Below are 14,025 nucleotides of genomic sequence, written 5' to 3' on the forward strand. Positions count from 1 at the left end.
GTCCCGCCCGGCACGGCGCGGACCGTGGTGCTCTCCGCGGGAGCGGGAACGCGGGTGACGTCAGAAGAAGGACGGGGCGTCCGGCTCGACACGCCTGTCGAACAGCCGCCACGCCCACACCTGCACGACGACGACGAGGACGAGCGCGCCGAGCCCGTAGGCGGTCAGCACCGCGAGGGCCTGCCCGCTCGCCGGGTGGGCCAGCAGACCGGGTGCGGCGACCAGCCCGGCCGCGGCGGCCGGGGCGCTCACCGCGACGGCGCTGAGCGCGAGGGTCCGGCCGCCCCCGTCGAACGGGCGGGACCGGATCCACCACAGCGCCGCCACGGCGGCGAGGAGGGGGAGCAGCGGGAGCATCGCCGGGACGTCGCCGAGCCCCCGGGTGGCGACGGTCACCGCCAGGCCGCCGCCCGTCGCCACGGCGGTGAGCACGAGGGCGAGCCCCGTGACCCTGACCCCGAGCCGCCGGACGTCGGGACGGAGACGGCCGGGCAGGCGGCGGGACAGGAAGGCCGTGCCGTGCGCCGCGAGCAGCGCGGGCAGGGTCACCGCCCACAGCACCGCGTAGGGGGCGAACAGCCTCCCGGGTGACAGCGGCGTCCCGGGCAGGCCGAGGAGCAGGTTGCCGACGACGAACCCCCACGCGACGGCCAGCAACCCGCTGCCGACGACGATCGCCCTCGCCCACAGGCGTCGCCAGGCACCCCCCGTACGGCGGAGCCTGAACCACAGCCCCGCGTCACGGACGACCCATCCGACGAGGCCGGTGACGACGAACGGGTAGAGCCCTGAGATGATCTCTCCTTCCACGAGCGGGAACGCGCCCATCAGCACGCCCGCCACGGCGACCAGCCACACCTCGTTGGCCAGTACGAACGGTGCGAAGGCGGCCACGGAGACGTCCGTGTCGTCGCGTGTGCCGTACCTGCCCAGCAGCAGCCCCGCGCCGAGGACGAACCCCTCCAGGACGAAGTAGCCGACCAGGACCAGCCCCAGGATCAGTAGCCAGACGACGTCCATGGCGTTTCCTCCCTTTCCGGCGACAGGCGGGCGGTGTCGGCGTCGGCCTCCGGCGCCGGCAGGGTCCCGGCGCCGAGCCTGAGCACGTCCTCGTCGGGGCCGCGCCGGACGAGGTGGGCGATGAGCGAGTAGTCGACGGCGGCCAGCAGGAGCAGGACCGCGGTGAACGCGACCAGCGATCCGGTGATGGCCACCGTGCCGATGTCGCCGAGAGCCTCCTCGGTTCTCAGCAGGCCGTAGACGGCCCACGGCTGGCGGCCCACCTCCCGGACCACCCATCCGCAGATGACGGCGACGAACGGGAGCGGGATCAGGAACACCATCACGTGCAGCAGCGGCCGCAGGCGGACGCTCCAGCGCCAGACCATCAGCGGGAGGAGGATCAGGGAGAGCAGCGCCAGTATCTGGCCGAGGTAGACCATGACCTGGCTGACCTCGTAGATCCATGTGGGCGGGGTGAGGTCGCCCGGCCCGAACCGGGCGGCGAGCAGGCTCCGGGCCTTCGCGAGCTCCTCGGCGCTGCCGCCGGTCAGCGCCGTCTTGGCGGGCTGGAAGCCGCCGATCACCGGGAACTGCGCGATGCCGGTGACCATGACCGACGGCGCGGTCACGGCCGCCACCACGAGGCCCACGCGCATCGAGCGGCGGAAGAACTCGACGTCCCGCGTGCGCCGGACGAAGTGGTGGGCACTGACACCGGCCACGAAGAACGCCCCGACGCTGAGCGCGGCCGGCAGCAGATGGGCCAGGGCCACCGTCAGGGCGGGGTTGCTCACCAGCGCGCCGAAGTCGGTCAGGCGGATGCCCGCCCCGTGCCTCTCGTACCCGACCGGGTGCTGCATGAAGGAGTTCGACACCATGATGAAGAACGCCGAGGCGTAGGCCGTCAGCGTGACGACGGCGAACGCGCCGAGGTGCGCGATCCGGGGGAGCCGGTGCCAGCCGAAGATCCACAGCCCGAGGAAGGTGGACTCCAGGAAGAACGCCACCAGGGTCTCCAGCGCGATGGACGCGCCGAAGACGTCCCCCGTCAGCTTCGCCAGGCCGCTCCAGTTGAGCCCGAACTGGAACTCCATCACGATGCCCGTGACGATGCCGAGCGCGTAGTTGACGAGGTAGATCTGTCCCCAGAACCGGGTCATCCGCTCGTACACCGGCCTGCCGCCGAACACCCATCTGGCCTGCATGTACAGGATCAGGGGCGCGAGACCGAGGGTCAGCGCGACGAAGAGGAAGTGCAGGCTCGTCGTCAGCGCGAACTCAAGCCTGGCGAGGTCGAGTGGCTCCATGGTCTCGCACGCTAGAGGCGTGTGCAGGGGCCGGTCGTCATCCCGTGGGGGCGCAGGAAAGCGCCGCTGGACGTATGCGGCCCGCTCACCGTACGCAGGGAGGCGCCGCCGGACGTGTGCGGCCGCTCACCACAGGCCGGGGAGGCGCCGCTGGACGTGTGCGGCCGCTCACCGTACGCAGGGAGGCGCCGCCGGATGTGTGCGGTCCGCTCACCGTACGCCGGGAACGACCAGTCCCGTCTCGTAGGCGATCACCACGAGCTGCGCGCGGTCCCGCGCCCCCAGCTTGAACAGGGCACGGCCCACGTGGGTCTTCACCGTCGCCGGGCTGATGAAGACGCGCCGGGAGATCTCCTCGTTGGACAGCCCGCCGCCGACGAGTCCCACGATCTCCTTCTCGCGTTCCGTCAATACGCCCAGAGGCGTGTCGTCGAGCCGGTGGGGGCGCTCTCCGGTGACGAAGCCCTCGATGAGGCGGCGCGTGACGCCGGGGGAGAGCAGCGCCTCCCCCCCGGCCACCACGTGGACGGCTCTGCGCAGCTCGTCGGGGTCGGTGTCCTTGAGGAGGAAACCGCTGGCCCCGGCCCGCAACGCGTCGAAGACGTACTCGTCGACCTCGAAGGTGGTGAGCATGACGATCCGCACGTCCCGCAGCGAGGCGTCGCCCACGATGGCCCGGGTCGCCTCGATGCCGTCCAGGACCGGCATGCGGATGTCCATCAGCACGACGTCGGGCCGCTCCCCGCGTGCCAGCTCGACGGCCTCGGCCCCGTCGGACGCCTCCCCGACGACGACGATGCCGGGGTCGCGTTCGAGCAGCGCGCGGAAACCCGCGCGCACCAGCGTCTGGTCGTCCACCAGGGCGACGCGCGTGCTCACCGGTGCCCCTCCTTCGTGGGCAGCCAGGCGTGGACGCGGAATCCCCCGCCGGGGACGGGGCCCGCGGCGAGGTTGCCGCCGAGCGCGGTGACGCGCTCCCGCATCCCGGTCAGGCCGTGGCCGGGCGGCCGCTCCTCGGCCCCTCCCGGTCCTCCGCCGTCGTCGACGACCTCGATGGAGACACCCGACGGCTCGTAGGAGACGGTCATCTCGACCACGCTCGCCCCCGAGTGCCGAATCACGTTCGTCACCGACTCCTGGATGATGCGGTAGGCACTCGCGTCGACCGCCGCCGGAAGGTCGTACGGTTCCCCGCGAGTGTTCCAGCCTACGTGGAGTCCCGCCCGTTCCGCCATCGTGGTGAGGTCCCGCACGCTCGACAGGCGGGGTACGGGAGAGCGGGGCTCCCCGCCCGGATCGAGGTGGCGCAGCAGGCCGATCGTCGACCGCAGCTCCCTCATGGCCTCGACACCCGCTTCGCGGATCACCGCCACCGCTTGCCGGCTCCGCTCGGGTTTCTCCTCGAACAGCTCGTGGGCCACCTGGGCCTGCACCTGGATCACCGTGACGGTGTGGGCGATCACGTCGTGGAGCTCCCGGGCGATCCGCAGCCGCTCTGCCTCGATACGGCGCTCGGCCTCGGCCTCCCTGGCCTCCTGGGCGATCCGCAGCCGCTCGCGCACCTCCTCCGCGAGCGCCTGCCTGCTCCGCGCCGCCTCGCCGAGGAAGAGCACGGCCGCCAGCAGCGCCGCCTGGAGCGCCGCCTTCTCGACGAGGAGGCTGAGCACCGGGTCCCGGACGACGATCGCGCGGTAGCCGACGCTGTAGACGCTGAGCGCGCCCACGATCACCGCGGCCCAGCCGAAGTGCCCGCGCTCCGCGGCCGTGTACGTGGCCACGCCCAGGACGATCGCGACGGACAGGCTCGGGTAGGCGAGGGAGTGGTAGACCAGCACCAGCGCGCAACTGGCCACCAGGACCGGCAGCGGCCAGGTGCGGCGGGCGAGCAGGACCAGGCCCATCCCCGCGCCGATGGCGTAGGCCGCCGCGTCCGGGGGCCTGGCGCCCGGCTCGGCGGACACGCCGATCATCGTTGTCGCGGCGACGGCGACGAGGACGGCGAGCGTCCCGTCGAGCAGGCTGGGCGGGACACCTCGCAGCAGCGCCCGGAGGGCTCGTACCGGCATAGCGTGACCATAGGACGGCTGAGCCTTTCCCGCGTCATCCTCAAAGACGCTTTCGTCATCTTCAAAGATGCTTTCGACATCCCAAGGACGCTTTCGACGCCGGCCGGCCTGGGCCGGGGACACCGGTGGCGAGACCTGAGAACGGCGAGATCCCGCCCGATCATGTCGATCGGACGGGATCTCGCCGTTCTCGCGCCGGCGCCGGCGTCCGCGCCCTCAGCCGGCGAGCAGCGCCGCGACCGTACCGGCGTCCGCGCCCTCAGCCGGCGAGCAGCGCCGCGACCGTACCTTCAGCCGGCGAGCAGCGCCGTGACCGCGCCGGTCGTCGCCGGGTGCCGGGCGAGCAGCTCGCCCGCCGCCGTGCCGCCGCCCGCCGTAACCCCGCCCGCCGCAGGCCACTCCGCCGGGTGGCCGAGCAGCGCGGCCACGGCGTCGCACGCCTGCGGATGTCCGGCCAGCAGGGCGGCCACCGGCCCGCCCGGAGCGCGCCGGACCGCCTTCGCGGGCGCGGGCGCCGATCTCTCCCACGGCGGGACCCACGCGTCGAGCTCGGCCAGCCCTCCGGGGAACGTCCGGCCCGCCTCGCGGACGAGGACGGGCACCAGCTCCAGCGCGTGCCGCCGCAGCGTCGTGATCAGCGTCGGCAGCCACGGCAGCAGGACCGGGTCGGGCAGCCGGGCGAACGCCTTGGACAGCACCTCGACCACGAACGGCGCGAGGGCGGGAACCGGCTCCAGAGCCTGGACGAACCCGCTCAGGTAGAGCGGGAAGGAGGGGATGACGAGCGGGTTGGCCAGCAGCTCGTCACAGCGGGCGCGCAGCTCGGCCTGCGAGAGCAGGCCCAGCTGGGTTCTGGCCGCCCACAGCAGCGCCACCTTGGCGGGGGTCTCCGGGTGCGACTGCCGCACCGCCAGCTCCAGCTGGGTCCGGTCACAGCCCAGCGACAGCGCGAGGCTCTCCATGCCGAACAGGAAGCCGAGCGTGGCGCCGACCTGGCGGACACCGGTGTCCTCGTCCACGAAGGCGGTCGGCAGCAGCGTGCAGTAGTGCGCGTAGCCGGCCGTGACGAACGCCTCGCACCAGGCCGGCAGGTCCGGCTGGGTGGCCCGGTAGTGGGCCAGCAACCTGCGGATCCGGTGCAGCACCTCGGGGGCGTCGTCCACGGTGCGTTCGGCGGCGAGCAGTTCCACCGCGCGGTCGCCGAGCTCGTCGGTGAGGCGGCGGCCGCCCAGGTAGAGGATGGCGTCCTCCACGGCGGCCAGGGCGGTCCCCGCGGTGGCCCGCGGCTCCCACACCTTGCGGCGCAGCCGCTGTTCCAGCACCTGCTCGACGGTGACGCCCTCGTAGCCCAGCTCGATGATCGCCCGCTGGTGGCGGCCGATCGCGATGTCCCAGCTCTCCTGGATCGGCCGCTCACCCAGGCGGCGCGTCCCCATGATGGGCCGGACCGCGTCCTCGGGCAGCAGGTAGCGCAGCTTCCACAGCAGATCCGAGCACGGCACCAGCTCGGGATCGACGGTGAGGTCGAGCAGCGCCCGCTGCAGGGTGCGCCTGCTCAGGTCCAGCCCGAGCGGTTCCAGCCGGTCGTACACGTCGCGGGCCAGCGGCGGGAGCGCGTGGTAGCCGACCTGGCCGATCCGGTCGCCGCCCAGCAGGATCTCGCACAGGCGGCGGACGTCGCGGCGGCCCGGCACCACGTCCTTCTCGATGCACGTGACGGCGGCGTCCTGGAAGTCGTACGGCGTCGGCCTGGCCCGGTTGCGCAACCCCGCGAGCAGGATCGAGGTCTCGAACACGGCGATGGCGTCGGCCGTACTGGCCAGGTAGCCGTTGCGGCGGGCCAGCCGCACGATGTCGACGCACCATCCGCGCAGCTCGGCCTCGTCCAGGCCGTCCAGCGCGGGCGGGGTGGCGAGGAATCCCGACAGCCGGTCGGTCGCCGGCTCCGGCGGGACCGGTTCCACGGCCCGCGCGGCCCGCGCGGCCCGCGCGGTCTTCGCACGCGAGCGCGTGCCCTGCTGCCCTCCCAGCCGGTACGGGGTGACGCCGCCGCGCGTCGCGGCCTTGGCCCAGGTCGCCGCGGCGATCGACACCGATCCCTGGGCCAGGCCGAACTGGGCCTCGATGGCCGAGTGGCTGGAGGGGATGAGCCCGTACAGCCAGCGGGTGGCCGTGCGGGGGGTGACGACGTAGTCCCGCACGGTGGACGCCAGCCCGAACTCGGGCACCGTGCTGACCGCGTGGAAGGCGCCGCACACGTACAGGCAGTGTGCGGGGTCGGCGCCGGAGGAGGCGAGGTGCTCGTGGATCCGGGTCCACATGTAGCGCTCGCGCTCCTCGTCGTCGGCCAGCCGGTCGCCCCCGGGGCCCAGCCGCCGGAACAGGCTGCCGACCAGTGCCATGGCCTGCCGGTAGGTGTCGTGGTCCGCGCCGGTCAGCGGCTGCTCGACGTACTGGTCCCACCACTCCGACCAGTGCCGGACCTTGCCGTGGCGCAGCAGGTGCTCCTCCAGCTCGGCGAAGCGCGGGCGCAGGTCGCCCACCTCCACGCCCACGGCGTCGCCGTGCAGGTCACCGGCACCCTCGCCGGTGCCCTCACCGGTACGGCCGGGGGCGGCCGGTTCCCGGGGGAGCCACTGGAAGACGTGGTCCGACGAGCGGTCGACCAGCACCAGCTCGACGTCCGGCGTCTCCAGCGCGTAGGCGATGGCCTGGTACTCCGCCGACGCCTCGGTGACCGGCGCCACCACGCTGAGCGGGCCGGAGCCGGGCGGGAAACCCTCGAGCTCGGTGGCGAACGCCTGCAGCGCCACCGGCAACCGGCAGTTGCGCAGCTCCTCCAGCAGCGGCCGCAGGTCCTCGCACAGCTCCAGGTAGATCACCTTGGGCCGCTTCTCGCGCAGCCGCCGCGTCATGGCCAGCGCGGAGGCCGGCGAGTGGTGGCACACCGGGAAGATCTCGAGCTCCTCGCCCAGCGCCCGGTCGACGTCGTCGACCAGGCCCGTCAGGATCTCCGGCAGCGCGTCCGGGCCACCGGCGAACGCGGTGGCGGCGCCGAGGAGCTGCTCGCGCAGAGCGGTGAAGGTGCTCGTGTCAGTGCTCGTAGCAGTGCTCACAGCAGTGCTCGTGCCGGCGCTCATATCAGCGTTCATGACAGCGTGGAGATGGCCTGGCGGCCGCCTTCGAGGAAGGCCGTCCACTCCCCGCCCTCCCGCTGGCTGCGCGGCTCGACGACCCCGTGCCAGTACTTGTTCAGGATGGCCAGGTCCTCGGGGGCGCGCCTGGCCAGCGAGCCCACCAGGGCGCCGGCCAGCGTCTGGGCGCGCAGGGTGCGGTCGCCGAAGAAGTTGCTGTGCAGGATGGCGTTCTCCAGCACGCCGATCTGCTCGGCGGTGGACAGCGCCGACTCCAGCTTCTCGTCCTCGCTGCCGGCCGAGGCCGCCGCGGCGCGCAGGTCGGCGAAACTCTGCAGCAGGATGTCCAGCAGCGTGGGCGGCAGGTCCAGCTCGATCCGGTGGCGGCGCAGCAGCTCCTCGGTGCGGAACCGGACGATCTCCGCCTCGCTGGCCTTGCTCGTCACGACCGGGATCCTGACGAAGTTGAACCGGCGCTTCAGCGCCGAGGACAGGTCGTTCACCCCCCGGTCGCGGCTGTTGGCCGTGGCGATGATGGAGAACCCGGGCCGGGCGAACACGATGTTGTCGGTGTCGAGCTCGGGGATGGACATGTACTTCTCGGACAGGATCGAGATCAGGGCGTCCTGCACGTCGCTGGTCGAGCGGGTCAGCTCCTCGAAGCGCCCGATCACGCCCTGCTCCATCGCCGTCATGATCGGCGAGGGGATCATCGACTCGCGGGACTGGCCCTTGGCGATCACCATGGAGACGTTCCACGAGTACTTGATGTGGTCCTCGGTCGTCCCGGCCGTGCCCTGGACGCCCAGGGTGGAGTTGCGGCAGATCGCCGCGGAGAGCAGTTCGGCCAGCCAGCTCTTGCCGGTCCCGGGGTCGCCGATCAGGAGCAGGCCCCGGTCGGAGGCGAGCGTCACGATGCTGCGCTCGACGAAGCTGCGGTCACCGAACCACTTCTGCGGGATCTCCCGCTCCAGCCCGTCGGAGCGCTCGGAGCCGAGCACGAACAGCCGCACCATCCGGGGGCTGAGCCGCCAGGAGAACGGCTTGGGGCCGTCGTCGACCGACTCCAGCCAGTCGAGCTCCTCGGCGTACTTCACCTCGGCGGGGGCGCGCAACATCTCGTTGGTCATCGGGGGTCTCCTAAGCGAGGAAGTTCTTCAGTTCGAGTACGAGCTTGCGGATGTGGCCGGAGATCACCGGCGTGCCCTGGTCCTTGAGCTTCTGCCGGAACCACGGATTGACGCTCTGCTGGCCGCCGCTGTTCACCGAGCCCACCGGGATGAGCCGGACACCGGAGCGGTGCAGTGCCTCCATGCCGGCGAAGACGGCCTCGGACCGCCATTCGTAGAAGTCCGAGATCCACACGACCACGGTGTTGCGCGGGTCGGCGACCTTCGGCTGGGCCAGGGTCAGGGCGGCCGTACCGTCGGTGCCGCCGCCGAGCTGGGTTCGCAGCAGCACCTCGAACGGGTCGTGCACCCACGGGGTGAGGTCGAGCGCGCGGGTGTCGTAGGCGATCAGGTGCACGTCCACCTTGGGCAGCCCGGCGAAGATCGACGCCAGGATGGTGCAGTTGACCATCGCGTCGACCATCGAGCCCGACTGGTCGACGACCACGATCATCCGGGCGGGGGTGGTGCGCCTGGCGGTGCGCCGGTAGTACAGCCGGTCGACGTAGAGCCGCTGGTCCTCGGGATTCCAGTTGACGAGGTTCTTCCAGATCGTGCGTTCGACGTCGAGGTTGCGGAAGACCCTCTTGGGCGGCACCGACCGGTCGATGACGCCCGCGCCGGCCTTCTCGACCTGCGTGCGGAGCACCTCGGCGACCTCGTCGACGAACCTGCGGATCAGCGCCTTGGCGTTGGCCAGCGCCACCCCCGAGAGGTTGGACTTGTCGCGCAGCAGCTGCTCGACGAGCGACATGCTCGGCGTGAGCCGCCTGGCCAGCACCGGGTCGGCCAGCACCTCGCGCAACCGCATGCGGCTGACCAGGTCGGCCTCCAGGCCGGCCAGCACCGCGGCCAGCTCGCGGTCGCTCTCGGTGCCGCCACCACGGCCGCTCTCGCCGCCCGCCGCGTGGCCGCTCCCGCGACCGTTCCCGTTCCCGGGGTTGTTTCCGTGACCGCTCCCTGGACCGTCTTCGGGGCCGGTCCCGCCGCCGCGCGTACCGCCCAGGGCCTGCCTGAACCAGCCCGCGTCCTGCTGCCAGGCGGCGAGCCGGGTGGCGGTGACCTCTCCCGTCCCGGTGGCGAAGACGTTGAGCAGCAGTTTCGACACCAGGGCCGCCCTGCGCACCTCCGCACCGGACGTGTCGGGTTCACCGGTCGCGTGCTCCGGCGGTGTCATCAGGGTCTGGAAGTCGGCGGCCAGCTCGGGGAAGCGCTGCACCAGGGTGTCGACCGACACCGAGGGGTCGAGCAACGCCCCCGGCAGGCCGAGGTCGTCGAGGACGGCCGCGCTCGCGGTCTCCAGCGTGGGCTGCTCGTCGCTGTCGAAGAGGCGGGCGAGCAGCCGCCAGTAGAGCACCTGGCGGCGGTTCCGCTCGGCACTCGTCACGGTGTCGTGGCTGTTCTCGCTCATCGTCGCAGCAACCGTCCGGCTCGCTCGCGCAGGATGGTGACCGCGTCTCCGGTCCTGGCCTCGGCCTTCACCACCTTGGGGTCGGTGGGCCCCAGCGCCCAGTCGCCGGTGTGCACGTCGAGCGTCTCGCGCTTGACCTTGGTCTGGACGGCCAGCGGCTGCAGCAGCCAGCGGCCGTCGTCCCAGCGGACCAGCCCGATGCACGCCGAGGAGCCCGCCACCAGCTTCGGGGTGAGCGGCCCGCAGGCGGGCAGCAGGCCGGTGTCGACGGTGAGTACGGCGCCGCCCAGGTCGAACGAGCCGTCCGCGGTGACCTTGTAGCCCTCCACCAGCACGGGCTCGGCGATGCGCACCGGATGGCGGTCGAGGGGCGGTACGGCGGGCGCGAGCACGCCGCCGAGCCGGAGCCTGGCCACGGCGAAGGGGTCGGCCGGTTCTCCGGCTCGCGCCCGGCCGTCGTCCCACAGCAGGTCGCCGCCCGCCAGCACCGGCATGTCGGTGATCTCCAGGCCGCGCCGTCCGGCCAGCGCGCCCAGCAGCAGGGGGTGGCGGTGCAGCAGCTTCCACACGGCGGGACCGGTGATGGTGTCCACCTTGGCGGCGGCGACGGTGGCGCGTACCAGCCGGGCCTGGCCGCCGCCGGCGGGTTCCAGCACCCCGTGCACCTGCGCCTGGACGGCGGTGGAGTGCTCGTGCACGTCGACGCCGAGGATCAGCAGCCGTCCGGACAGTTCAGGAGGACGGCCGGCCGGGGCGGGCTCGCCGGTCCGGCCGCCCGTGCCGGTCAGGAGGAGGGCCCGGGTCCACAGATCGGCCCAGCGCCGTACCGGCAGCCGCTCCATCGTGCCGACCGGGCAGGAGGCGCGCAGCTCGGCCGCGAGGCCGTCGAGCAGCACCGCCGGCCTGCGGTGTCCCGGCACGGCCAGCAGCGCCTCGATGACCTGGTCGGCGGCGGAGACGAGCCCGTGGTCGACCCCGCGCCAGCCGGTGATGGCCAGCTCGCACAGCCAGGACCGGGCGGCGCCGAGCAGGTTGCCGGAGTCCGTCCCGGGGACGGGCGCGGCCTGCCACGTGTCGCGTTCGCGCCCGAGCGCCCCGTCCAGGTCGGCCAGCAGGGCGTCGTGCACGGCGCCGAGCAGCGCGGCCCGGCCGCCGGCCAGCGTCGTCAGCGACTCCTCGGTGATCGAGCCTGCGGTGATCTTGGCCGTGGCCTCCGCCAGCCCCTCGCCCAGCGGGGTGAGCGCGAAGGCGTCGGCGAGCGCGGTCAGCGCGGCGGCGCGATCCTCGGCGAGCCGGGCCAGCCCGTGCACCAGTGCCTCGTCGAGGCCGGTCACCAGGTCCAGCGCCTCCCCGAGGCCCGCCGGGTCGCCGTCGAGCAGCTCGGTCAGCTGCACGGGGAGCATCAGCGCACCACCCCCGTGGCCGGGGACGTGGCCGGGAACCAGTGGAGCTCGGGGATCGGCTCGGTGGTGTCGGGCAGCTCCAGGTAGGCCAGATGGCGCAGGAAGCGGCTGAACACCATGGCCGCGGGGGCGGGCTCGTGGCCGCCCTGTAGACAGTCGATCAGCTCGGCTCCCTCGGAGACCTCCGCCCGCAGGTAACGGGCCACCCGGTCGGTGCCGTACTGCAGGACGGCCTCGGCGGCGAGGGCCCGCAGGTGCTTGCACGGCGAGCCGTACAGGCCGCCGCACGGGCGGTTGTTGTTGGTGCTGCAGTTGTAGGCGTGGGTGCCTGCGGCGATGGAGGAGACGTAGACGCGGCTGATGTCCGAGCCGCTGGACACGACACCCTGCAGCCGTCCGTCCGCCAGCTCGACGAAGGGCACCTTCGCGAGCTTGCGGGGCTGGACGGGTGGCACCACCCGCACCCTGCTGCACTGCTCCCATGCGGCCCTGCCGGCCGCTGAACGGTCGATCATGAATCGGGAACCTAGCGCCGCGCACCGACAGAAACACGGCGAAGGCGGTAGGACGCAGGGTGGTGCGGCTGCTGCGCGCGACGGGAGAGCGGGTACGGCCCGCGTCCCGTTCCGGCGAGGTGCGTTTCGACTGGTCGGAGCCCGCCATCTGGAAAAACGCGCTGCGAGGCGCCGAGGCGGTGTACCTGGTGGCGCCCGACGACCCCGCCCCGGTCCACGACTTCGTCAAGCGGGCCACGGGCGCCGGCGGTTCGGGGTGTCAGGGTGCGCTGTGGTGCGGGGAGGATCGCAGGGCGTTCAGCAGGGCGTCGGGGGTGTCGGTGAAGAAGCGGATCGTGGTGGCCTCGGCGCGGCCGCCGAGGGGGCGGACCACGGTGACCGGCTCGGTCAGCTCGACGACCACGTTGGTCTGGGAGGACACCACCACGCTGAGCCGCGAGCCCGTCACGGTGATCATGCCGCTCTCGTTGTAGGAGCGCGACAGCCGCACCGAGGAGATCAGCTCGCGGGGGACGCGCAGGTCGAAGTACACCCCGGAGCGGATGCGCAGTTCCCCGGGAGTCACGACGTGGGGCCGGGTGACGCCGGCCGCGCCGAGCATGAACACGTACAGGATCCCGTAGAGGTCGGCCACCAGCACGGCGAGGCGCACCCCGTGCGGCACGTCGAGCGCCTTCAGCAGCAGATCGATCCCCACCGTCTCCACGACCATCACGAACAGGAACACCAGCAGGATCGACGACTGCTCCCGCGAGTACGGCGCGGCGACGGCGCCGGGCGGCACGCCGTCGCGGCGGCGCGCGATCCACAGGGCGATGCTCACCAGGCCCTTCAGCTCGAATCCCACGAGCCTGCGCACCTGTACGGGCACCAGGAGGTGGAAGGTCGCCACGAGCGCCGCCCGCCGGTCGGCGCCGCCCCGGCGCTCGGCCCTGAACAGCCAGTACGCGGTCACCGCCTCCAGGACGAGCATCGACGCGACGGCCAGCTCCGCCGCCACGATCACCGGGCCGGGCAGCGGCACCCCCGACACCAGCAGGATCACGAGCAGCATCTCCACGGGGATGACGGCGAACAGCGCGGCGCGGGCGGCCCTGAGCATCAGGCTCTCTCCTTCAGTGTCGTCATGACCGTCTGGAACACCTCGGCCTGGGCGGGGGAGACCTCGGCGTACATCGTCTCCAGCCACCGCCCGCCGTCCGGCCGCTCCGCCGGGCCGTGGCCGGGCGGGCGCGAGGGGTCGGGGGGCGGATCCAGGTTCGCGACCATCACCGCGGCCATCTCGCCGGGGATGTGGGCGACGAGGTCGGCGGCGAGCGCGGCGACGCGGGGATCGCCGGGATCCGCGTCCGCGAGCTCGTCCAGCCGCCGGTAGAGGTCGTGTCCCCGCGCGAGCGCGTCGGGTTCGGTGAGCGGGCGCATCAGGTCGAGCATCTGTGCCCGGCCCGACGGGTCGGTCACGGTGTCCAGCAGGGCCAGCAGCTCGCGGTCGATCTCGGCGAACCTCGAACCCGTGGCGGGAAGGTCGCGCAGCACCGCCGCCATGGCGGGGGAGACCATCGAGTCGGGATGCGGGTCCGCCTCCGCCAGCAGGGCGGCCAGCCGGTCCCGCCTGGCGCCGATCGCCTCCTGCTGCCTGGCCAGGTCCGTGTCCAGCTCCAGGAGCACCTCGCGCAGTTCCTTGCCCCGGTCGTCGGCGAGCACGTCGCGGATCTCGTCCAGCGACAGGCCGAGTTCTGCCAGCCGCCGCACCCGGGCCAGGACGACCGCGTCGCGCAGCCCGTACTCCCGGTAGCCGTTGGCCAGGCGTACGGGTTCGGGGAGAAGGTCCAGGTGGTGGTAGTGGCGCACGGTCCGGGCGGACACCCCGACCAGCGCGGCGAGCTCGCCGATCCGCATGCCCTCATTAGAAACGTTGACGCTACGGCAAGGTCAAACCCGGCGGTTGATGCTCAAGTGGGTGCCCGGCCGTTCGCATCACCCCCTGTGAGGTCCCGGGGGAAGGGGCAGGGCCGGCC

General features: G+C 72.7%; 11 protein-coding genes. All 11 read right to left on the reverse strand.

Annotated elements, in window-relative coordinates; all coding sequences use genetic code 11:
- Positions 1 to 60: 60 nt before the first annotated feature.
- Positions 61 to 1,020, reverse strand: coding sequence for a cytochrome d ubiquinol oxidase subunit II (locus tag AB0F88_RS18350; RefSeq protein WP_362684762.1), 960 nt, complete (start codon positions 1,018 to 1,020; stop codon positions 61 to 63).
- Entirely contained in the window at positions 999 to 2,309 is a 1,311-nt protein-coding gene (locus tag AB0F88_RS18355) for a cytochrome ubiquinol oxidase subunit I (RefSeq protein ID WP_362684765.1), read from the reverse strand. Before AB0F88_RS18355 ends, AB0F88_RS18350 begins: the two co-directional genes overlap by 22 nt.
- Positions 2,310 to 2,519: 210 nt before the next feature.
- Positions 2,520 to 3,188, reverse strand: a complete 669-nt coding sequence (locus tag AB0F88_RS18360) for a response regulator transcription factor (RefSeq protein ID WP_362684768.1) — start codon at positions 3,186 to 3,188, stop codon at positions 2,520 to 2,522.
- A complete protein-coding gene (locus tag AB0F88_RS18365; RefSeq protein ID WP_362684771.1) occupies positions 3,185 to 4,375 on the reverse strand; it encodes a histidine kinase in 1,191 nt (396 codons plus the stop codon). Before AB0F88_RS18365 ends, AB0F88_RS18360 begins: the two co-directional genes overlap by 4 nt.
- Before the next feature lie 290 nt (positions 4,376 to 4,665).
- Positions 4,666 to 7,491, reverse strand: coding sequence for a DUF5682 family protein (locus tag AB0F88_RS18370; RefSeq protein ID WP_362684774.1), 2,826 nt, complete (start codon positions 7,489 to 7,491; stop codon positions 4,666 to 4,668).
- A gap of 32 nt (positions 7,492 to 7,523) precedes the next feature.
- The gene (locus tag AB0F88_RS18375) at positions 7,524 to 8,639 is read right to left on the reverse strand and encodes an AAA family ATPase (RefSeq protein WP_362684777.1); all 1,116 of its coding nucleotides are present in this window, start codon (positions 8,637 to 8,639) and stop codon (positions 7,524 to 7,526) included.
- Positions 8,640 to 8,649: 10 nt separating this feature from the next.
- The gene (locus AB0F88_RS18380) at positions 8,650 to 10,089 is read right to left on the reverse strand and encodes a VWA domain-containing protein (protein WP_362684780.1); all 1,440 of its coding nucleotides are present in this window, start codon (positions 10,087 to 10,089) and stop codon (positions 8,650 to 8,652) included.
- Positions 10,086 to 11,492 carry a hypothetical protein gene (locus AB0F88_RS18385; RefSeq protein ID WP_362684783.1) on the reverse strand — a complete coding sequence of 469 codons (1,407 nt, stop codon included), beginning with the start codon at positions 11,490 to 11,492 and terminating at the stop codon, positions 10,086 to 10,088. The genes AB0F88_RS18380 and AB0F88_RS18385 overlap by 4 nt, the downstream gene beginning before the upstream one ends.
- Entirely contained in the window at positions 11,492 to 12,007 is a 516-nt protein-coding gene (locus tag AB0F88_RS18390; RefSeq protein ID WP_362684786.1) for a hypothetical protein, read from the reverse strand. Before AB0F88_RS18390 ends, AB0F88_RS18385 begins: the two co-directional genes overlap by 1 nt.
- A gap of 259 nt (positions 12,008 to 12,266) precedes the next feature.
- Positions 12,267 to 13,109: a hypothetical protein gene (locus AB0F88_RS18395; RefSeq protein ID WP_362684789.1), complete on the reverse strand. Its 843-nt coding sequence runs from the start codon at positions 13,107 to 13,109 to the stop codon at positions 12,267 to 12,269.
- Complete coding sequence (locus tag AB0F88_RS18400) at positions 13,109 to 13,906, reverse strand: MerR family transcriptional regulator (protein ID WP_362684792.1); 798 nt, start codon at positions 13,904 to 13,906, stop codon at positions 13,109 to 13,111. Before AB0F88_RS18400 ends, AB0F88_RS18395 begins: the two co-directional genes overlap by 1 nt.
- Positions 13,907 to 14,025 lie beyond the last annotated feature (119 nt).

The organism is Streptosporangium sp. NPDC023963, assembly GCF_040639135.1.
In the GTDB taxonomy this organism is placed as follows: Bacteria; Actinomycetota; Actinomycetes; order Streptosporangiales; family Streptosporangiaceae; genus Streptosporangium.

What these genes read in the sequence shown, in the direction of transcription:
- AB0F88_RS18350 (WP_362684762.1), bottom strand. Translation starts at nt 1,020, where the DNA reads ATGGACGTCGTCTGGCTACTGATCCTGGGGCTGGTCCTGGTCGGCTAC.
- AB0F88_RS18355 (WP_362684765.1), bottom strand. Translation starts at nt 2,309, where the DNA reads ATGGAGCCACTCGACCTCGCCAGGCTTGAGTTCGCGCTGACGACGAGC.
- AB0F88_RS18365 (WP_362684771.1), bottom strand. Translation starts at nt 4,375, where the DNA reads ATGCCGGTACGAGCCCTCCGGGCGCTGCTGCGAGGTGTCCCGCCCAGC.
- AB0F88_RS18375 (WP_362684777.1), bottom strand. Translation starts at nt 8,639, where the DNA reads ATGACCAACGAGATGTTGCGCGCCCCCGCCGAGGTGAAGTACGCCGAG.
- AB0F88_RS18380 (WP_362684780.1), bottom strand. Translation starts at nt 10,089, where the DNA reads ATGAGCGAGAACAGCCACGACACCGTGACGAGTGCCGAGCGGAACCGC.
- AB0F88_RS18385 (WP_362684783.1), bottom strand. Translation starts at nt 11,492, where the DNA reads ATGCTCCCCGTGCAGCTGACCGAGCTGCTCGACGGCGACCCGGCGGGC.
- AB0F88_RS18390 (WP_362684786.1), bottom strand. Translation starts at nt 12,007, where the DNA reads ATGATCGACCGTTCAGCGGCCGGCAGGGCCGCATGGGAGCAGTGCAGC.
- AB0F88_RS18395 (WP_362684789.1), bottom strand. Translation starts at nt 13,109, where the DNA reads ATGCTCAGGGCCGCCCGCGCCGCGCTGTTCGCCGTCATCCCCGTGGAG.
- AB0F88_RS18400 (WP_362684792.1), bottom strand. Translation starts at nt 13,906, where the DNA reads ATGCGGATCGGCGAGCTCGCCGCGCTGGTCGGGGTGTCCGCCCGGACC.